16 protein-coding genes are annotated in these 19,771 nt (G+C 68.6%); 8 read left to right on the top strand and 8 right to left on the bottom strand.

What is annotated here, in order from left to right; genetic code table 11:
- Positions 1-10: 10 nt before the first annotated feature.
- The 6 genes from IAI58_RS11900 to IAI58_RS11875 are packed head-to-tail and all read left to right on the top strand — an operon-like array spanning position 11 to position 7,480.
- Positions 11-994 carry an ABC transporter permease gene (locus IAI58_RS11900; RefSeq protein ID WP_207447603.1) on the top strand — a complete coding sequence of 328 codons (984 nt, stop codon included), beginning with the start codon at positions 11-13 and terminating at the stop codon, positions 992-994.
- Positions 994-1,839 carry an ABC transporter permease gene (locus tag IAI58_RS11895; RefSeq protein WP_207447601.1) on the top strand — a complete coding sequence of 282 codons (846 nt, stop codon included), beginning with the start codon at positions 994-996 and terminating at the stop codon, positions 1,837-1,839. The genes IAI58_RS11900 and IAI58_RS11895 overlap by 1 nt, the downstream gene beginning before the upstream one ends.
- Positions 1,836-3,449 carry an ABC transporter ATP-binding protein gene (locus IAI58_RS11890; RefSeq protein WP_207447599.1) on the top strand — a complete coding sequence of 538 codons (1,614 nt, stop codon included), beginning with the start codon at positions 1,836-1,838 and terminating at the stop codon, positions 3,447-3,449. The genes IAI58_RS11895 and IAI58_RS11890 overlap by 4 nt, the downstream gene beginning before the upstream one ends.
- Before the next feature lie 11 nt (positions 3,450-3,460).
- Positions 3,461-4,750 (top strand): ArgE/DapE family deacylase, encoded by a 1,290-nt coding sequence (locus tag IAI58_RS11885; protein ID WP_207447597.1) that lies wholly within the window; start codon positions 3,461-3,463, stop codon positions 4,748-4,750.
- On the top strand, positions 4,747-5,991 hold the full coding sequence (locus tag IAI58_RS11880; RefSeq protein ID WP_272877177.1) for a Zn-dependent hydrolase: 1,245 nt from the start codon (positions 4,747-4,749) through the stop codon (positions 5,989-5,991). The genes IAI58_RS11885 and IAI58_RS11880 overlap by 4 nt, the downstream gene beginning before the upstream one ends.
- Before the next feature lie 7 nt (positions 5,992-5,998).
- Positions 5,999-7,480 carry a M81 family metallopeptidase gene (locus tag IAI58_RS11875; protein ID WP_208775946.1) on the top strand — a complete coding sequence of 494 codons (1,482 nt, stop codon included), beginning with the start codon at positions 5,999-6,001 and terminating at the stop codon, positions 7,478-7,480.
- Between the two features lie 7 nt (positions 7,481-7,487).
- Here IAI58_RS11875 and IAI58_RS11870 read toward each other — a convergent pair whose 3' ends face one another.
- From IAI58_RS11870 to IAI58_RS11860, 3 genes are all read right to left on the bottom strand, one after another.
- Positions 7,488-8,417, bottom strand: coding sequence for a sugar kinase (locus IAI58_RS11870; RefSeq protein WP_207447594.1), 930 nt, complete (start codon positions 8,415-8,417; stop codon positions 7,488-7,490).
- A complete protein-coding gene (locus tag IAI58_RS11865; protein ID WP_208775945.1) occupies positions 8,414-9,055 on the bottom strand; it encodes a bifunctional 4-hydroxy-2-oxoglutarate aldolase/2-dehydro-3-deoxy-phosphogluconate aldolase in 642 nt (213 codons plus the stop codon). Before IAI58_RS11865 ends, IAI58_RS11870 begins: the two co-directional genes overlap by 4 nt.
- A gap of 92 nt (positions 9,056-9,147) precedes the next feature.
- Positions 9,148-9,426 (bottom strand): hypothetical protein, encoded by a 279-nt coding sequence (locus IAI58_RS11860; RefSeq protein WP_207447590.1) that lies wholly within the window; start codon positions 9,424-9,426, stop codon positions 9,148-9,150.
- A gap of 145 nt (positions 9,427-9,571) precedes the next feature.
- Between IAI58_RS11860 and IAI58_RS11855 the strand changes: the two genes are divergently transcribed.
- On the top strand, positions 9,572-10,840 hold the full coding sequence (locus IAI58_RS11855) for an Hsp70 family protein (protein ID WP_207447588.1): 1,269 nt from the start codon (positions 9,572-9,574) through the stop codon (positions 10,838-10,840).
- An 8-nt stretch (positions 10,841-10,848) separates the two neighbouring features.
- Here IAI58_RS11855 and IAI58_RS11850 read toward each other — a convergent pair whose 3' ends face one another.
- Positions 10,849-12,123: a glycosyltransferase gene (locus IAI58_RS11850; RefSeq protein ID WP_207447586.1), complete on the bottom strand. Its 1,275-nt coding sequence runs from the start codon at positions 12,121-12,123 to the stop codon at positions 10,849-10,851.
- Between the two features lie 170 nt (positions 12,124-12,293).
- On the opposite strand from IAI58_RS11850, the gene IAI58_RS11845 reads away from it, so the two are divergent.
- A complete protein-coding gene (locus IAI58_RS11845; protein WP_207447584.1) occupies positions 12,294-13,598 on the top strand; it encodes a hemolysin family protein in 1,305 nt (434 codons plus the stop codon).
- Positions 13,599-13,694: 96 nt separating this feature from the next.
- Here IAI58_RS11845 and IAI58_RS11840 read toward each other — a convergent pair whose 3' ends face one another.
- The 4 genes from IAI58_RS11840 to tkt form a co-directional block, all read right to left on the bottom strand.
- Entirely contained in the window at positions 13,695-15,128 is a 1,434-nt protein-coding gene (locus IAI58_RS11840; RefSeq protein ID WP_207447582.1) for an NAD-dependent succinate-semialdehyde dehydrogenase, read from the bottom strand.
- Positions 15,129-15,241: 113 nt separating this feature from the next.
- Positions 15,242-16,438 carry a phosphoglycerate kinase gene (locus IAI58_RS11835; protein ID WP_207447580.1) on the bottom strand — a complete coding sequence of 399 codons (1,197 nt, stop codon included), beginning with the start codon at positions 16,436-16,438 and terminating at the stop codon, positions 15,242-15,244.
- A gap of 18 nt (positions 16,439-16,456) precedes the next feature.
- Positions 16,457-17,476, bottom strand: coding sequence for a type I glyceraldehyde-3-phosphate dehydrogenase (gene gap / locus IAI58_RS11830; RefSeq protein ID WP_207447579.1), 1,020 nt, complete (start codon positions 17,474-17,476; stop codon positions 16,457-16,459).
- Between the two features lie 38 nt (positions 17,477-17,514).
- Complete coding sequence (gene tkt / locus IAI58_RS11825) at positions 17,515-19,557, bottom strand: transketolase (protein WP_208775944.1); 2,043 nt, start codon at positions 19,555-19,557, stop codon at positions 17,515-17,517.
- Between the last annotated feature and the right edge of the window lie 214 nt (positions 19,558-19,771).

The raw sequence follows: 19,771 nt of genomic DNA, 5'->3' as shown, positions 1-19,771 counted from the left end.
CGGCGGACTGATGGAACTGTCGCGCCTGCCCGCTTATCTCGCGGGGCGCCTGGTCAAGGCGGCGATCGTGGTCCTCGCGATCGTCGTCTGTAATTTCTTCCTGATCCACGCCGCGCCCGGCGACCCGGCGAGCATCATCGCCGGGCAGTCGGGCGCCGCGGATGCCAGGTTCCTGGAGCAGCTGCGCGCGCAGTTCGGTCTCGACCAGCCGCTCTATGTGCAGCTCTGGCTGTATCTGAAAGGGGTTCTGACCCTCGATCTCGGCTTCAGCCACCGGCAGCAGGCCAGTGTCGCCTCCCTCGTCTGGGACCGGCTGCCGGCGACACTGCTGCTCACGGGCGCCGCTTTTGTCTTCGCCGTTGTGCTTGGCGTGACCATGGGGGCGCTGGCGGCGCGGCGGGTCGGCACCTGGGCGGATTCCGCCATCACGGTGCTGGCGCTGGTCTTCTATGCCACGCCGCTCTTCTGGGTCGGGCTGATGCTGGTGCTGCTGTTCAGCGTGGCGCTGGAATGGCTGCCGTCCTTTGGTATGATGTCGGTGGGGGTGGAACTGTCCGGCATCGAGAAGATGCTCGATATTGGCATGCATCTTCTCCTGCCGGCGCTGACGCTCGGCCTTTTCTACCTTGCGGTCTACGCCCGGCTCTCCCGCGCTACCATGCTGGAGGTCGCGGACCAGGATTTCGTCAAGACAGCGCGCGCCAAGGGGGTTCCGGAAGGACGCATCCTCCGGCGCCATATCCTGCGGAATGCCATGCTGCCCATCATCACCTTTGCCGGCATCCAGGCAGGGCAGCTGATCGGCGGCTCCATCCTGGTGGAGACGGTCTTCGCCTGGCCCGGCATCGGCCGGCTGGCTTTCGAGGCGCTGCTGGCGCGGGACTATCAGGTCCTCATGGGCGTCTTCTTCTGCACCAGCGTCATGGTCGTCTTGTTCAACCTGATCACCGACCTGCTCTATGCCGTGGTCGATCCGCGCGTGGAGGTTTCGTGATGCGGGGCTTCTGGCGGAATTTCGCGCGCAATGGCGGCGCGGCGGTGGGGCTGCTGATCCTTCTCCTGGTGGTGGTGGTGGCTATCGGCGCGCCTTGGTTCTTCCCTGGCAGTCCCTGGGACATGGTGGCCGCGCCCTTCATGCCGCCGGGCGAGATGGGCCTGCTGCTGGGCTCGGACAGCCTGGGGCGGGACGTGGCGGCCGGCATCGCGCATGGGGCGAGGGTCTCGCTGCTGGTGGGTGCGGTCTCCACCGTGGTGGCGCTGGTGATCGGCGTTGGGCTCGGCGCCATCGCCGGCTACCTGGGCGGGGTGGCGGATGACATCGTCATGCGCTTCACCGAATTCTTCCAGACCATCCCGTCCTTCGTGCTGGCCATCCTGCTGGTGGCGATCTTCACGCCCACCATCCAGTCCATCGTCTTCGCCATTGCCGTGGTTTCCTGGCCGCCGGTGGCGCGGGTGGTGCGGGCGGAGTTCCTCTCGCTCCGTTCCCGTGAATTCGTGCAGGCATCGGAAGTGCTGGGGAAGTCCCGCATCTCCATCGTGCTGGGAGATATCCTGCCGAACGCGCTCTCGCCCATCGTGGTGCTCTCCTCCCTGATGGTGGCTTCGGCAATCCTGCTGGAAAGCGCCCTGTCCTTCCTGGGGCTGGGCGATCCGAACCTGATGTCCTGGGGGTTCCTGATCGGTAGCGGCCGCAGCGTCATCCGGCTGGCCTGGTGGATGAGCGTCTTCCCGGGCGTCGCCATCTTCCTCACCGTGCTCTCCCTTAATCTGGTGGGTGAGGGGCTGTCGGACGCGCTGAACCCGCGCCTGGCGCGCAACCGCGGAGGCAAGGCATGAGCCGGCTGCTGACGGTCGAGAACCTCACGGTCTCGCTGCCCCAGGGCGCGGACCGGCCGCATGCGGTGGAGGATCTCTCGCTGCATCTCGATGCCGGGGAGATCCTTTGCGTGGTGGGCGAGAGTGGCTCGGGCAAGTCGATCACCGCCAATGCGGTGATGGGGCTGCTGCCCAAGCTGCTGAAGGTGACATCCGGCCGGGTCACCTTCGAGGGCGAGGACCTGCTGGCACTGTCGGAGGACGCCTTGCGCGGGCGGCGCGGGCGGCGCATGGCGATGGTCTTCCAGGAGCCCATGACGGCGCTGAACCCGCTGATGCGGGTCGGGGACCAGATCACCGAGGCCCTGGCCGTCCATGGCCGGGCACAGGATGCCCGCGCCCGCGTGCCGGAACTGCTGGCGGCGGTGAACCTGCCGGACCCAGCTTCCATCGCCCGCAGCTATCCCTTCCGCCTTTCCGGCGGGCAACGGCAGCGGGTGATGATCGCCATGGCGCTGGCGCTGGAGCCCGCCCTTCTGATCGCCGATGAGCCGACGACGGCGCTGGACGTGACGACGCAGATGCAGATCCTGCGGCTGATCCGCGAGATCCAGTCCCGGCAGGGCATGGGCGTGATGTTCATCACCCATGATTTCGGCGTGGTGGCGGAGATCGCCGACCGTGTGGTGGTGATGCAGCACGGGCGCATCGTCGAGCAGGGACTGGCCAGAGAGGTGCTGAACGCGCCGCGCCACCCTTATACCCGCGCGCTGATCGCGGCCGTGCCGCATGGCGAAGCCAAGGCACGTCCCGCTGTCACGGCCACCCCCATGCTGGAGATGAAGGGGATCGAGAAGACGTATCAGCGTGGCGGCTGGTTCGGCCCCCGTGTTGAGGTGAAGGCGGTCCACGACGCGGATTTCACCCTGTTCAAGGGCGAGACCCTGGGCCTGGTGGGGGAGAGCGGCTCCGGCAAGTCCACTCTCGCGCGCTGCGTGGTGCGGCTGGTGCAGCCGGAGAAGGGCGAGATCATCTTCGCGGGAGAGGATCTGCGGCCTCTTTCCCGCAGCGGATGGCTGCCGTATCGCCGTCGTATCCAGATGGTGTTCCAGGACCCCTATGCCTCCCTCAACCCGCGGCGCAAGGTGGTCGACGCCATCGCGGAAGGGCCGATCACGCATGGCGTCCCGCCGGCCGAGGCGCGCGCCCGCGCGGCGGAGCTGCTGCGTCTGGTGCAGCTCGACCCCTCCGCGCTGGAACGCTACCCGCATGAGTTCAGCGGCGGGCAGCGGCAGCGCATTGGCCTCGCCAGGGCCCTGGCCATGCAGCCGGAACTGCTGATCGCGGATGAGCCGGTTTCGGCACTGGATGTCTCGGTGCAGGCGCAGGTGCTGAACCTGCTGGCGGACATCCGCAAACGGCTGGGCCTGACGATGCTCTTCATTACCCACGACCTTCGCGTGGCCGCGCAGATCTGCGACCGCATCGCCGTGATGCAGCGCGGCGCCATCGTGGAAATGGGCAGCACGGAAGAGGTCTTCGGCGCGCCGAAGCATCCCTATACCCGCGCGCTGCTCGACAGCATTCCCGGGCAGGGCTGGACCCCACCCGTGCTTTCCAAATCCGCCTGAAGGACCGAAGGATGCTCACTCTCGACCCCGGCGCGCGTCGCGCCATCCTGGATGCCGTGACGGCGCTCGAAATTGACGCTGTCGCGGCGCTGGAGCGGCTGGTGCGCTGCCCTTCCACCCTCGGCAACGAAGCTTCGGCGCTGGACGAGATGGCGCGCAATTACGAGAGCCTGGGCCTCGCCCCGCGCCGCGTGCCGACAGTGCCGGAGCAACTGGCCTCCCACCCCGGTTTCTCGCCACCGCTGATCTCCTATGAGGGCCGCGACAATGTCGTGGCGGTGCACATGCCGCGCGAGGTGAAGGGGCGCAGCCTGGTTCTGCAGGGCCATGTCGACGTTGTGCCGGAAGGCGCTGCCGACCTCTGGGCCACGCCGCCCTTCGAGCCGTCCGTGCGTGGCGGCCGGATGTACGGCCGGGGCGCGGGGGACATGAAGGCGGGCGACATCGCCAATGTCATGGCCTTCCGCGCCTTGCAGATGGCGGGGCTGCAACCCGCCGCGCAGGTGCAGTTCCATTCCGTGATCGAGGAGGAATGCACCGGCAACGGCGCCCTGGCCTGCATGATGGCGCTGCCGAAATGCGACGCCGCCATCATCCCCGAACCCGGTCCGGGCTTCGACGCGCTCTATGGGGTGGAAGTCGGCGTGGTCTGGGCCTGGGTGACGGTGACGGGCCGGCCCACCCATGTGCGCGACATGCATGCCGGCATCAATGCCATCGAGGCCGCCTATCTGATCTCCCGCCTCTTCAAGGACTACGAGGCGGAGATGAACAAGGCCGAAAATATCCACGAGAGCTTCTTCGGCGTGAACCACCCCGTGAACGTTAATTTCGGCACGGTGGAAGGCGGCGAGTGGAACAGCTCCGTCCCGACACGCGCGCGCATCGGGCTGCGTGTCGGCGTGATGATGGGCCGCACGGCGCTGGACGTGAAGGCGGATATCGAGCGGCTGGTGGAGCAGGCGCGGCAGGATCAGCGGCTGCGCGGCACGCAGATCAAGCTGGAGTTCAAGGGCTTCATGGCAGATCCCTGCATCTTCGACATGCAGGCGCCGATCGTGCAGGCCGTGCGCCGCAACTTCGCCGAGACGGCGGGCCATGAGCTTCGGGAATACAAGGTCCAGGCCCTGACGGACGGGCGTTTCTTCGCCCTCTATCAGAACATACCGGTGGCCTGCTTCGGGCCTGAGGCGGATATGATCCATGGCATCGATGAAAGCGTCAGCCTGGAAAGCTTCCATGCCACGACCAGGACGATCGCCCTGACCATGGCGGAATGGTGCGGGGTTGAGCCGGCGTGAAACCCAGCAACCTTCCTGTCTCTGGCGCCCGCCTCTGGGACAGCCTGATGGAGATGGCGCGGATCGGCGCCACGCCGAAGGGCGGCTGCAACCGCCAGACCCTGACGGAGCTGGATGGCGCCGGCCGCGCTCTGCTGCGCCGCTGGGCGGAGGAGGTGGGCTGCACGCTCACCGTCGACCGCGTCGGCAACATGGTGCTGCGGCGGGAAGGGCGGGACCCCGCCCGCCCGGCGGTGGCCATCGGCAGCCACCTCGATACCCAGCCCACCGGCGGCAAGTTCGATGGCGTGCTGGGCGTGCTGGCGGGGCTGGAGGTGCTTCGCGCCCTGCATGAGGCGCGTATCGAGACCCTGGCTCCCATCGTGCTGATCAACTGGACCAATGAGGAGGGCGCCCGCTTCTCGCCGCCCATGATGGGCAGCGGCGTGGCCATGGGCCTTTTCGACGAGGAGGAGGTGCTGGCCAAGCGCGACCCGGCCGGCGCCGTCTTCGGCGAGGAACTCCGCCGCATCGGCTGGCAGGGCGAGGCCGAGCCCACCGTGCTGCAATCCCTCGGCGCCTATTTCGAGCTGCATATCGAGCAGGGGCCGTTGCTGGAGCAGGCGGGAATTCCCGTCGGCATCGTGGACCGCGCCCTGGGCCAGGCTTGGTTCGACGTGACCGTGACGGGGGAGGAGGCGCATGCCGGCTCCGCCATGGCGCCCCGCCGGGATGCGCTGGTGGCCGCCGCCGCGCTGGTCCAGGCTGTGGAGAGCATCGCCAAGGAAGAAGGTGGGCGGGGCACCGTGGGCCGGCTGACGCTGGCGCCAGACAGCCGCAATGTCGTGCCCTCCCGCGTCTGGTTCAGCGTCGATCTGCGCCATGGGGACGAGGCGGCGCTGGCCCGCATGGGTCAGGCTTTGCGGCAGCGGGCTGCGGGTATCGCCCGTGCCCGCCGCGTGGAGGTGGCCGTGGAGGATTTCTGGACCTTCCCGCTGACGCCCTTCAACCCCGACCTGGTGGCGGCGCTGGAGCAGGCGGCGCGCGGGCGCGGGTTGAATTATCAGGTGATGCCGACGGGCATCGGGCATGATGCGGTCTATGTCGCCCGGCGGGTGCCTTCCGTCATGATCTTCGTGCCCTGCGAAGAAGGCATCAGCCATAACGAGGCCGAGAATATCACCCCCGCCTGGGCCGAGGCGGGGCTGGTGGTACTGGCGGACGCGGTGCTGGCCACGGCCGCCCGCGCCGAAGCGGAGTAGAGAGAGCATGCGTATCGCCATCGGTGGCTTCCTGCACGAAAGCCATTCCTTTGCCCCCCGCCCGACCACCTGGGGGGATTTCCGCAGTCCTGGCGGCTTCCCCGCCTTCGTGCGCGGCGCGGGGCTTTTCGACGTGCTGCGGCCGACCTCCGTACCTTCGGCCGGTGCGCTCTCGGTGGCCGAGCCGCGCGGGGTGACGCTGGTGCCGCTGGCCTGGTGCTTCGCCAATCCCGCCGGTCCGGTGACCGAGGAGGCTTACGAGCGCGTGGCGGGCTGCCTTCTGGGCGACCTCGTCTCGGCGCTGGAAGCGGGGCCGCTGGACGGTGTCTATCTCGACCTGCACGGCGCCATGATGGCGGATTCCTTCCCGGATGCGGAAGGCGAGCTGCTGCGCCGCGTGCGCGCCGTGGTGGGCCCGGATGTGGCGATCGCCGCCAGCCTGGACCCGCATGCCAATGTGACCGCGCTGATGGTGGAGAAGGCGGATGTGCTGGTACCCTTCCGCACCTATCCGCATGTGGACATGAAGGCCGCCGGCGCCCGCGCGATGGATCTGCTGATCGGCCGGATCGAGCGCGGCCAGCCCTGGGCGCGCGCCTTCCGGCAGATCGACTATTGGACGCCGCTGACGATGCAATGCACCATGGTCCCCCCTATGGCCGATGCCCTGGCGGAGCGGGAGCGTCTGGCGCAGGATCCGGGCGTGGTGGAGCTGGGCTTCTGCTTCGGCTTCCCCTATGCCGATTTCCCCGGTTGCGGCATGGCCATCTCCTGCTACGCCGAAGATCAGGTCACGGCGGAGAATGCGGCGGACCGGCTGAAGGCCTGGCTGGACGCGCATGAGGCGGATTTCGCCGGCGGTGTCGTGCCGGCGGCCGAAGGCGTGGCGCAGGCCATCGCCCTGGCTGGGGAAGGCGGTCCGGTGGTGCTGGCGGATACCCAGGACAACCCCGGCGGCGGCGGCCATGGCGATACCACCGGGTTGCTCGCCGAGCTGATCCGGCAGCAGGCGCCCGCTACCCTCGGCATCATCAATGACGCGGAAAGCGCCAGCGCCTGCCACGCGGCGGGCGAGGGGGCGGAAGTCTCACTGCGCCTGGGCGGGAAATCCGATGGCGCGCCGCTCGAGGTGCAGGCCAAGGTGCTGCGCCTGACCGATGGGCGCTTCACCTGCACCGGGCCGATGAGCGCCGGCAACCCCGCCGATCTCGGCCCCGCTGCCCTGATCGCCATCGGGCCGGTTAAGGTGGTGGTGGTCAGCCGGAAGATGCAGGCACACGATCAGGCGATCTTCCGCCAGATCGGCATCGAGCCGGCGAAGGAGAAGATCCTGGCGCTGAAGAGCAGCGTGCACTTCCGCGCGGATTTCCAACCCATCGCGAAGGAGGTGATCGTGGTGGCTGCGCCGGGGCCTGTGGTGGCCGATCCGTCGTCGCTGCCCTTCTCCGATCTGCGGCCGGGCATCCGCACCCGGCCGCAGGAAGCCTGAGGGCGCCTCAGCCCTCGGCCAGCAGGGCGCGCACGGCGTCCGGCCGCGGCATGGGCGCCACCGCGCCGTAACCGGTGGTGGCCAGCGCCGCGGCGGCATTGGCGTATCGTGCCGCCTCCTCCACGTCGTCCCCGGCCAGGATGCGGGCCAGGACATTGCCGGCGAAGGTATCACCGGCCCCGGTGGCATCCACGGCCTTCACTTTGCGGCCGGGGATGCGGGTGCGCCCATCCCGTGTCGCCACCATCGAGCCTTCCTTGCCCAGCTTCAGCAGAACCAGCGGGGAAAGCCTGAGATAGAAATCCGCGACGGCGTCCGGGTCTTCCAGCCCCGTCAGCGCCGTCGCGTCGTCCATGCTCGGCAAGGCGATGTCGGCATAGGCGATGGCGGCATGGATGATCGCCCTGGCGCGGGGCAGCGGCCAGAGCGGGCGGCGGAGATTGGTGTCGTAGGAGACCTTCACCCCTGCCTCCTTCGCCACCTCGATGGCACGGAAGCAGGCATCGCAGGCGCTGGTGGAAATCGCTTGGCTAATGCCGGAGAGATGCAGGATCTTCGCGTGCCGGATCGTTTCCGCCGGCACATCCTCCGGCCCAAGGCGGGAGGCGGCGCTGCCGCTGCGGTAGAAGGTGAATTCGTGCCCCTCAGGGCCGTGCCTGACGAAATAGACGGCCGTTGGCGCGTCCGCCCGGCGGAGGACGGTGCTGCTGTCCACACCCTCATCCGCCCAGAGCTTCATGAAGCTCTCCCCCGGTGCATCCTGGCCGATGGCGGTGATATAGCCGGCCCGCGCACCCGCCCGCGCCGCCGCGATGGCGGCGTTGGAGGTGTCGCCGCCATGCCCTTCCAGGTAGAGCGGACGGCTCTGGTCGTCGCGCGTGCTCTGGTTGAATTCCAGCATCGGCTCGCCGATGCAGAGCAGATCGACCGTGCTCATGCCCAAAGGATACCCAGCGCCTCGCGCGCCGCGGCCTCGACCGCGCCCCGGTTGTTGGCCGCGATGGCGCCTTCATCCACCAGCTTCCCACCGATGCCGACGAAGGCGGCTCCGGCCGCGATATAGTCGCCGGCGTTGCGCGCATCGACGCCGCCGGTCGGGCAGAAGACCACGTCTGGGAAGACGGATCTCAGCGCCCTGATATGCCCGGGACCTCCGGCTGAACTGGCCGGGAAGATCTTCACCACATCCGCGCCGGCGGCGCGGGCGGCGCGCACCTCGGTCGGCGTGAAAGCGCCGAGCATCACGCAGGCCCCGGCGGCGCGGGAGGGCGCCACCAGCGCCGGTTCCACCCAGGGGGAGACGATGAATTTCGCCCCCGCCTTCAGGCTGGCCTCGGCCGCTGCCGCATCCGGCACGGTGCCGACGCCCACCAGGAGGGAAGGGTCCGACGCAGCGTCGCGGATGACGGAGAGTGCATCCGGGATGGTCAGGGTAATCTCGAAGATGGTGATGCCGGCGCCCTTCAGCCATTCAACGGCGGTGGCGGCCCGGGCTGCGTTACTGGTTCGTACCACCGGGACGATGCGGGCGGCACGGAAGGTATCGATCAAGGAGTGCTGGGCCACGGCTTCCATCCTGCGGGGCGGCAGGGCCCCGGCGATCGGCCAGGGTCCGCCGGTTCATGGGTTGGCCCCTGAGGCTAGACCCGTGTGCGCCCCGCGTGAAGTCAGCCGCTTGCTTCCATCCTGCCGGCCAGCCGCTGCAATTCCAGGGCGCTGCGACGGGCTTGGCGCAGCTCGGTGGCGGTCTGGTCCAGCGAGGCGCGATAATCCTCAACACTGCCCTCAAGTCCGGAGGCCGCCTGGCGCAATGCAGCCAGATTGGCGCGGAACTCCTGCATCGCCTCGGCCTGCCCGGCCAACGCCGCCTCCAGCCCCCTTAGCGCCAGCCGCAGCCGGTCATGATCATGGCGGGGAAAGGGGAGGACGACGGTATCCTGCGCCATGCCAGGGCTCCTGCTGGTTAACTAATTTTTTATAGATAACGATATAAAAAGAGACAAATGGCTTTTTGGTGAAGCTTTGGCCCGGCCGCCTTGCGCCTGCCGCCCAACTGGCCTAGACGCCCGCCCCCATTTTCAGGTGCGGCGCATGCAGGACGTGATTGGCATCGATTTCGGCACGACCAACAGCGTCATTGCCCTGCGGCGGCCGGACGGGCAGGCGGTGGGCCTGCGCTACGCCGCCGGCGCCGGCATGGTGGACACCTTCCGCTCCGTGCTCTGCTTCTGGGCGGAGGAAAGCGGCGCCAGCCGGGGGCGCCTCCAGCATGCCGCCGGGCCGGATGCCATCGAAGCCTATCTGGACGATCCGCTCGGCTCCCGCCTGATCATGTCCATGAAGAGCTACCTGGCCAGCCGCAGCTTCGTGGAGACGCGGGTCTTCAACCGGCCCTTCTCACTGGAGGATCTGATCTCCACCTTCCTACGCGCTCTCGTGGCGGGGGCGGTGGGGATGCCGGCGGGCGGCGCGGCGCGCGTGGTGGCGGGGCGCCCCGTGCGCTTCGTGGGCGAGAATCCCGATGACGGACTGGCCGAGACCCGGCTGCGCGCCGCCTTCGCCCAGGCCGGATTCAGCGGCGTGACCACGGCGCTGGAGCCGGAGGCTGCCGGCCATCGCTTCGCCGCCACGCTGGAGGGCGCGGCCAATGTGCTGGTCGGTGATTTCGGCGGTGGCACCAGCGATTTCTCCATCCTTCGCTTTGAGCCCGGCGCCCGCCGGCGCGTCACGCCGCTGGGTCATGCCGGCGTGGGCATCGCCGGCGACGCCTTCGATTACCGCATCATCGACCAGGTCATCTCTCCCCGGCTGGGGAAGGGCGACACCTATAGCGTGATGGGCACGGACCTGCCGGTGCCGCCCGCCTTCTTCACGAGCTTCGCCCGCTGGCACCAGCTCTCGCTGATGCGCGCGCCGAAGACGCTGCGGGAGATCAAGGAGGTCGCCCGCATCGCCGCGCATCCCGAGCGGCTGCACCATCTGGTGCGGCTGGTGGAGGATGAGGCAGGTTATGCGCTCTATCAGGCCGTCTCGGCGACCAAGGCTGCACTTTCCGGCGCCGAGGAGGCCGTGCTGCGCTTCAGCCACCGTGACCTGGAGGTGGAGGCGCCGGTGCGCCGGGTGGATTTCGAGGCCTGGATCGCGCCGGAGCTTGCGCGGCTGGCCGCTACCATCGACCGCGCCCTGGCGGATGCCAAGCTGGCGCCGGGGCAGGTGGACCGCGTCTTCCTGACCGGTGGCACCTCGCTGGTGCCGGCGGTGCGGCAGCTCTTCGAGAGCCGCTTCGGTGCGGAGCGCGTGACAGGCGGCGGCGAATTCGTCTCGGTGGCAGAGGGGCTCGCGCTGCTGGGTGAGGAGTAGGCCGCCGCTCAGGCGGTATGCCGGCGGAAAGGTGCAATGCCGGGCTGGCCGGGGGGCCGGGCCGGCCGCACCGCCAGCGCGGCGAGCCCGGGGAGGGACTGCACCAGCAGCAACCCGGACCAGCCCACCGTCTCTGCCAGGCTCCAGGGCCGGGCCAGGGCGATGGCCAGGCTGGCCGCCCAGAGCGCCGCCAGCAGGGCGCGCTCCATCCGGTGCCCGCTGGCCCCGGCACTGGCGCCGCCCAGAACCCCTTGCCAGGCGGCACGGCCGATGCCCCAGATGCCTGCGGCATGACCCAATGCCGCGGGCCAGCCCTGGCGCCAGCCGCGCAGCAACGGCACCATGGCCACAGCCAGCAGCAGAGGCAGCAGGAGCGGTGGCGGGGCGACAGGGTCGTCCTGCCACAGCGCACGGGCCGCGACGGCCAATGAGGCGCAGGCCCCCGACAGGGCCAGGGCATCGGCGGCCATGGGCGCGGCCAGCCCCAGCAGATGGCGCCACTGTCCCGGCGTCAGGCTGCGGTCGCGCCGCAGCAGCGCCCAGCTGTGCCGGCGCAGCGCCGCCATGATGCCAGCCGCCCGCCGGTGCCGGCGGGCGGGCCAGTCCTCCATCCCCTGGGGCGGCCGGGCATGCCCCATGGGCTCATCCTCCCACAGCGTGTCCCAGCCCTGGCGCAGCAGGGTGAGGCCAAGCGAGGCCTCCGGGCAGAGGCTCTCCGTATCCCAGCCGCCGGTACGGCGCAGCGCCTCGGCACGGAACAGTGGCAGGCCGTCCAGCGGCAGCAGCGGGTCGGGCCGCTCCTGACCGACGAAGTGGTCCGGCGCCGGCTCCAGCGGTGCCAGCGCGCCCTGCGCGAGGCCAAGGCCAGGCTGGCGGAACATCGGCACCATCCGGCGCAGCCACCCCGGGCGCACGACCTGCCCGGCTTTCAGCACGCCGACCAGCGTCGCATCCGGCGCCGTCTCACCGAGGGCGAAGTTCAGGGCGCCGGGACGGCCTCCGGGCCATGGCCCCAGATGAAAGAAGCGGAAGGGCGGGCCCAGCCGGGCGCAATGCTCGGCTGCGGCCTCCCAAAGCGCGGGCTGCGCGGTATTGGTATCCACCACCAGCACCTCCAGCGCCGGGTAGTCCAGGTCGGCCAGGGAATCGAGCGTGCGCCGCACCAGTTCCGGCGGCGCGTCCCGCAAGGGCAGGTGGACGGAGACGCGCGGCCAGACGCCCCGCGCCACGCGGGGCGAGGCGGCAGGATGCGCGGCAACGGGACGGCACGGAAAAGCGTTCATCGGGCGGCCTCCATCTTATGCTGATGGCGTCTCACCCTCTTTCTGACGTGGCTCTGCGGCGCCTCGCAGTCGTCTTGATGGCAGGAATGGGGCTTTCTTCATCGTGGTGGCGTGACCGGAGCCGCCGTGGCGGCTAGAAGGCGGCTGTCCCTGAAATTTGGTGGAGCGCCATGTCCCTGCTGCTGGAAATGGGCATCATTCTGCTGCTTGTGCTGTTGAACGGCACTTTCGCGATGAGTGAACTCGCCATTGTTTCTTCCCGCCGGGGACGGCTGATGGCGTTGCAGCGCGCCGGGAAGCCTGGTGCCGCTGCCGCCCTGGCTCTGGCCGAGGATCCGAGCCGGTTCCTGCCCACGGTTCAGGTCGGCATAACCCTGGTCGGCATCTTCGCCGGTGCCTATGCGGGCCAGGGCATGGCCAACCGATTGGCGAGCGTGCTCTCCCTGGTGCCGGTGCTGGCGCCCTACGCGGCCCAGATGGCGCTCTTTGTCGTGGTGGTCATCATCACCTATCTCTCGCTGATCCTGGGCGAGCTGGTGCCGAAGCAATTCGCGTTGCGGAACCCTGAGGGGGTGGCCTGCCTGGTGGCGCGACCGATGAGCGCGCTCTCCCGCGTCGCGGCGCCGATGGTCTGGCTGCTGTCGCATTCCTCGGCGCTGGTGCTGCGGCTGCTCGGCGCTTCCGCCCCGGTCGAATCCTCGGTGACGGAAGAAGAGGTGAAGGCGGTGGTGGCGGAGGGCGCCCAGGCCGGCGCGCTGGAGACGGAGGAGCGGCATATGATCGAGCGCGTCCTGCGCCTGGCCGACAAGCCCGTGCGCGCCCTGATGACGCCGCGCAATGAAGTGGACTGGATCGACAGCGCGGCCACCCCGGCCGAGATCATCAGCCGCCTGAAGGCCAGCGAGGTGACGCGGTTCGTGGTGTCCGAGGGGCGTATCGACAATGTCGTGGGCGTGGTCCACGTCAAGACCCTGCTGGACCAGACGCTGGAGGAGGGCGGCACCGTTTCCGTCGCCGCCGCCATGCAGCAGCCGATGGTGCTGCCGGACAGCCTCTCCGCCCTGGATGCGCTGGAGCGGCTGCGGCATGACCGTGTCGGGCTGGCGCTGGTGATGGATGAATATGGCAGTTTCGAAGGTGTCGTGACTGCCTCTGACCTGTTGGAGGCCATCGTGGGCGAACTGGGCGGCGAGATCGAACCCAATCCCGGCGGCGCCGTGCAGCGCCATGACGGCAGCCTGCTGCTGGACGGCATGATGGCCAGCGATGAGGTCAAGGACCGGCTGGACCTGCCGGAACTGCCGGGCAAGGGCGGCTATCACACCGTCGCCGGGCTGATGCTGGCCCTGTTGCAGCGCGTGCCGCGGGAGGGCGACAGGATCGTCTGGGGAGGCTGGCGTTTCGAGATCGTCGACATGGACGGCCGCCGCGTCGACAAGGTGCTGGTCAGCAAGGAAGAAGCCACGGGGGCGTAAGCGCGCGCCGTCTTCCAGACAAAAGGGGCCGCGCCACGGTGGTGGCGCGGCCCCTTCTTCGTTTCATGGCCGACACGGCGCCGGCCGCGCTGCGTCTTACAGGCCGGCTTGGGTCACGAACTTCGTGTTCAGGTAGGACTCGATGGCCTCCGAACCACCTTCCGAGCCATAGCCGCTGTCCTTGATGCCGCCGAAGGGCACTTCCGGCAGGGCGAGGCCCAGGTGGTTGATGGTCATCATGCCCGTCTCGACCTGCGAGGCGATGGCATTGGCCGTCTTGGCCGAGCGGGTGAAGGCATAAGCCGCCAGGCCGTAGGGCAGGCGGTTCGACTCTTCCACCACCTCATCGAAATCGCGGAAGGGCACCATCAGCGCCAGCGGGCCGAAGGGCTCCTCGTTCATCACCTTCATCTCGCGCGTCAGGCCGGTCAGCACCGTCGGCTCGAAGAAATAGCCCTTGTTGCCGATGCGGCTGCCGCCGGTGCGGATCTCGGCGCCCTTCTGGGTGGCGTCGGCGATCAGCGCCTCCATGGCGGGGATGCGGCGGTCATTGGCCAGCGGGCCCATCTGCACGCCATCCTCCAGGCCGTTGCCGACCTTCAGGCTCTTGGCATAGCGGGTGAAGGAATCGACGAACTGGTCGAAGACCTTCTCCTGCACCAGGAAGCGGGTGGGGGAGACGCAGACCTGCCCGGCATTACGGAACTTGCTGCCAGCGAGGGTCTTGCTGGCGAAGTCCACATCGGCGTCGTCGAAGACGATGGCCGGAGCATGGCCGCCCAGCTCCATCGTCGCGCGCTTCATATACTTGCCGGCCAGCTCCGCCAGGTGCTTCCCGACGGGCGTGGAGCCCGTGAAAGTCACCTTGCGGATGACGGGATGCGGGATGAGGTAGGAGGAGATCTCCGCAGGCACGCCGAAGACCAGCCCGACCACGCCCTTCGGCACGCCGGCATCGATGAAGCAGCGGATCATCTCGGCCGGGGAAGCCGGGGTTTCCTCGGGCGCCTTGACGATGATGGAGCAGCCCGTGGCCAGCGCGGCCGAGAGCTTGCGCACCACCTGGTTGATCGGGAAGTTCCAGGGCGTGAAGGCGGCGACGGGGCCCACCGGCTCCTTGACCACGAGCTGGTAGACGCCCTCGGCGCGGGCGGGGATGACGCGGCCATAGGCGCGGCGGGCTTCCTCGGCGAACCAGTCGATGGTGTCGGCGGCGGCGAGCACCTCCATCTTCGCCTCGGGCAGGGGCTTGCCCTGCTCCATGGTCATCAGCCGCGCGATCTCGGGCGCGCGGTCGCGCAGCAGGTTGGCGGCCTTCCGCATCAGCTTGGAGCGGTCGAAGGCCGAAACCTTCTTCCACAGCGCGAAGCCGCGCTCGGCCGCCTCCAGCGCCTCATCCAGATCGGACTGGCTGGCATGAGCCACGGTGCCGATCTGCTCTTCCGTCGCCGGGTTCAGGATCGGGATGGCGCGGCCGCCGGTCGCGGGGCGCCACTGGCCATCGATATGCAGCAGGACATTGTGGTCCATGACAGAGTCTCCTCTTCCGCCCGCCAGATCAGGGAAACGAGCGGGGTGAGGACCACCCCGCCCGGCAGGCGGTTATGATTATTGGTGTGGGTGATGCGTCGGCCGCGGGGACCTCAGGAAGCCTGCAATGCCGCGACGCCCGGCAACGTCTTGCCTTCCAGCCATTCCAGGAAGGCACCGCCCGCCGAGGACACATAGGTCAGCCGGTCGATCACCCCCGCATGGCGCAGGGCCGAGACGGTATCGCCGCCGCCGCCGATGGACTTCAGCTTGCCCGCATCCGTCAGCGCCGCCGCGGCCTGTGCGACCTGCACGGTGGCCGCGTCGAAGGGCTGGATCTCGAAGGCGCCGAAGGGGCCATTCCAGACCAGCGTGGAAGCGTTCTCCAGCTTTGCTTTCACCGCCGCCACAGTCGCGGGGCCGACATCCAGCGCCATCATATCAGAGGGCACGGAATCGACATCCACCACTTTGTTCGGCGCATCCGCGGCGAAGGCTTCGGCCACCACCAGATCCACCGGCAGCAGGATCTCGCAGCCGCCGGACTCGGCTTCCTCCAGGATGGAGCGCGCGGTGTCGTGCATCTCCGCTTCCTGCAGGGACTTGCCGACCGGCTTACCCTGCGCCGCCAGGAAGGTATTGGCCATGGCGCCGCCGATCACCAGCACATCCACCTTCTTGGACAGGTTGCCCAGAAGGTCGAGCTTAGTGGACACCTTGGCGCCGCCGACGATGGCGACGACAGGGCGCTTCGGGCTGCCCAGCGCGGCATCCAGCGCCTCCAGCTCCGCCTGCATCAGGCGGCCGGCATAGGCGGGCAGCTTATGCGCCACGCCTTCCGTGCTGGCATGGGCGCGGTGCGCAGCGGAGAAGGCGTCGTTGACGTAGACGTCCGCGAGCTTCGCCAGTCCCTCGGCCATGGCGGGGTCGTTCTTCTCCTCGCCGGCGTGGTAGCGGGTATTCTCCAGCACCAGCACCTCGCCATCCTTCAGGGCGGCGACAGCGGCTTCGGCATCGGGGCCGATGCAGTCATCGGCGAAGGCGACCGGCTTGCCCAGCACCTCGCCCAGCGCGGCGGCGATGGGCTTGAGCGACATCTCGGGCACGCGCTTGCCCTTGGGGCGCTCGAAGTGAGAACAGACGATGACCTTCGCGCCCTTCTCCGCCAGCTCGCGGATGGTGGGCACGAGGCGCTCGAGCCGCGTGCGGTCGGTGATCTTGCCGTCCCGCACAGGCACATTCAGGTCGGCGCGCAGCAGAACCCGCTTTCCGGCGGGTTCCAACTGATCCAGCGTCCGGAAAGCAGGCATCTTGCTACGCCTTCCGGATCAGAGCTTGCCGAGGTAGGCGGCGGTGTCCGACATACGGTTGGAGAAGCCCCACTCGTTGTCGTACCAGCTCATCACGCGCACCAGCCCGCCATCGACCACCTGCGTCTGCGTGGCATCGAAGGTGGAGGAATGCGGGTCGTGGTTGAAGTCGACCGAAACCAGCGGCGCCGTGTTGTAGCCGAGGATGCCCTTCAGCTCGCCTTCGGCGGCTTCCTTCATCACGGCGTTGATGGCTTCCTTGGTCAGGCCGTCCGTCTTCTTCGGCACGAAGTCGAGCGAGACCAGCGAGACATTCGGCGTCGGGATACGGATGGCGGTGCCGTCCAGCTTGCCCTTCAGCTCCGGCAGCACCAGGCCGACGGCCTTGGCCGCGCCCGTGGAGGTCGGGATCGCGGAGACGGCGGCGGCGCGGGCGCGGTGCAGGTCCTTGTGCAGCGTGTCCACGGTGTTCTGGTCACCCGTATAGGCGTGGATGGTGACCATGTAGCCGCGCTCGATGCCGAACTTCTCGTGCAGCACCTTGGCGATCGGCGCCAGGCAGTTGGTGGTGCAGGAGGCGTTGGAGACGATCTTGTCTTCGGCGGTCAGCGTCTTGTGGTTGACGCCGTAGACGATGGTCTTGTCCGCGCCGTCGCCGGGGGCCGAGATCAGCACGCGCTTGGCGCCGGTGCCGAGCAGGATCTGTGCCTTCTCGCGCGCCGTGAAGATGCCGGTGCACTCGGCCGCGATGTCGACGCCGTCCCACTTCAGCTTGGTCGGGTCACGCTCGGCCGTCACCTTGATCGGGCCCCAGGTCTTGCCATGGGCCTTGATGGTGATGCTGTCGCCCTCGACGATCACCTCGCCGGGAAAGCGGCCATGGACGCTGTCGTAGCGGAACAGATGGGCATTCGCCTCGACCGAGCCGAGGTCGTTGATGGCGACGAACTCCACGTCATCGCGCCCGCTCTCGCAGGCAGCCCGCAGTACCAGGCGTCCAATGCGCCCGAAACCGTTGATCGCGACCTTGACTGCCATGGTATCGTCTTCCCGTCTTTGCAAAGGTTGTTATGCTCTCAGCCTAGTTTGCGGCGAACCGCCGCAACCGCCGCCTCGGCCGTAATGCCGAAGTGCTTGTAGAGTTCCTCAGCCGGTGCCGAGGCGCCGAAGCCATTCATCCCGATGAAGGCACCATCGGAGCCCAGCCAACGCTCCCAGCCGAAGCTCAGCGCGGCTTCGATGCCGACGCGCGGGGCGTCGCCCAGCACCTCCGCACGATAGCTCTCATCCTGCAGTGCGAACAACTCCCAGCAGGGGAGGGAGACGACGGCGGTGGGGATGCCATCGGCCTCCAGCGTCGCGCGCGCGGCCATCGCGATCTGCACCTCGGAACCCGTGGCGATCAGCGCCGCGCGGCGCGGGCCGGAGGCCTCGGCCAGCACATAGCCGCCGCGGGCGGAGCGGTTCTCGCCCAGCTCGGTACGCAGCGCCGGGAGGTTCTGGCGGGAAAGGGCCAGGACGGCCGGGCCATCGGCGCGCTGCACCGCCAGTTCCCAGCACTCGGCCGTCTCCATCGCGTCCGCGGGGCGGAAGACATGAAGGTTGGGGATGATGCGCAGGCTGGCCAGCGTCTCCACCGGCTGGTGGGTGGGGCCGTCCTCGCCCAGGCCGATGCTGTCATGCGTCAGCACATGGATGACGCGCTGGCGCATCAGCGCCGCCAGGCGAATGGCCGGACGCATGTAATCCGCGAAGACCAGGAAGGTGCCGGAATAGGGAATGACGCCGCCATGCAGCGCCAGTCCGTTCATCGCGGCCGCCATGCCGTGCTCGCGGATGCCCCAGTGGATGTAGCGGCCCGCCGGGTTCTGCAGGTTGAAGACCGGGATGCCCCGGACATTGGTGTTGTTCGAGCCGGTCAGGTCGGCCGAGCCGCCGACCATCTCCGGGATCGCCGGCACCAGGGCCTCCAGCGCGCGCTGGCTGGCGACGCGGGTGGCGATCTTCGGCTTGTCCTCGGCCAGCTTGGCGCGGTGCGCGGCGGCGGCCTCGTGCCAGCCCTCCGGCAGCTTGCCGGCCATGGCACGCTCGAACTCCGCCTTCTGCGGGTGCTTCGCCAGGCGCTTCAGCCAGGAGCGGCGGGTGCCGGCGGAGCGGCGGCCAGCGGCCTCCCAGGCGTTCTTGATGTCCTCGGGGATGACGAAGGGCTCGGCCTCCCAGCCCAGCAGCTGCCTGGCGGCCTGTACCTCGGGCGCGCCCAGGGCGCTGCCATGGGTGCTGGCGGTGCCGGCCTTGCTGGGAGCGGAGAAGCCGATGATGGTCTTGCAGGCGATGATGGTGGGCTTGCTGCTGCGCGTCGCCGCGTCCAGCGCCCGGGCCACCGCCTCATGGTCATGCCCATCCACGCGGCGCACCGCCCAGCCATAGGACTGGAAGCGCCGCAGCACGTCGTCCGAGCTGGTGATGGAGACATCGCCATCGATCGAGATACCGTTGTCGTCCCAGAGCACCGTCAGCTTGTTCAGCTTGAAGTGACCGGCGATGGAGGCAGCCTCGTGGCTGATCCCTTCCATCAGGCAGCCGTCGCCCGCGATCACCCAGGTGCGGTGATCGACCAGCGACTTGCCGAAGCGCGCCGAGAGCTGCCGCTCCGCCATGGCCATGCCGACGGCGGTGGCAATGCCCTGGCCCAGCGGGCCGGTGGTCGTCTCGATCGCCGGATGCTCGCCGAATTCCGGATGGCCCGCGGCCACGGAATGCAGCTGCCGGAAATTCTTGATATCCTCGATGCCCATGCCGGCATGGCCGGAGAGGTAGAGCCATGCGTAGAGCAGCATGGAGCCATGGCCGGCCGAGAGAACGAAGCGGTCGCGGTCCGCCCAGCGTGGATCGGCGGCGTCATGCTTCAGGTATTTGCTGAAAAGCACCGTCGCGGCATCGGCCATGCCCATCGGCATACCGGGGTGGCCGGACTTGGCTTTTTCGACGGCATCCATCGCCAACACACGGATGGCATCCGCCATGCGCCGAATCTCGGTCGCCGGCAGGGACAGGATCCGCTGCTGCGCCGCGATGGCCGGGTTGGCGTTAGGCTCGAGAGTGGGGGCGATACTGGCCACTGGACCAAAACCTCTGGTAGGGCGAAGGCCGCCTATAAAGGCCCGGCCGCCGTGCGGCAACCCGCCCCAGCCAAGGTCAAGCCATTGCGTTTGCGTGACGTCATGGGTTATATTTCGGTATCGAAATCAGAAGCGGAAGGGGACCGCGCCTGCCAGGGCCTGCTCGCTCCGTCGAAGTTTTCGGCCTCTTCGTCTTTCTCGGCCTCGTTGCCGG

The sequence above is a fragment of the Roseomonas marmotae genome (assembly GCF_017654485.1).
Lineage (GTDB): Bacteria > Pseudomonadota > Alphaproteobacteria > Acetobacterales > Acetobacteraceae > Pseudoroseomonas > Pseudoroseomonas marmotae.
This window is presented reverse-complemented; position numbering and strand designations above follow the sequence as displayed.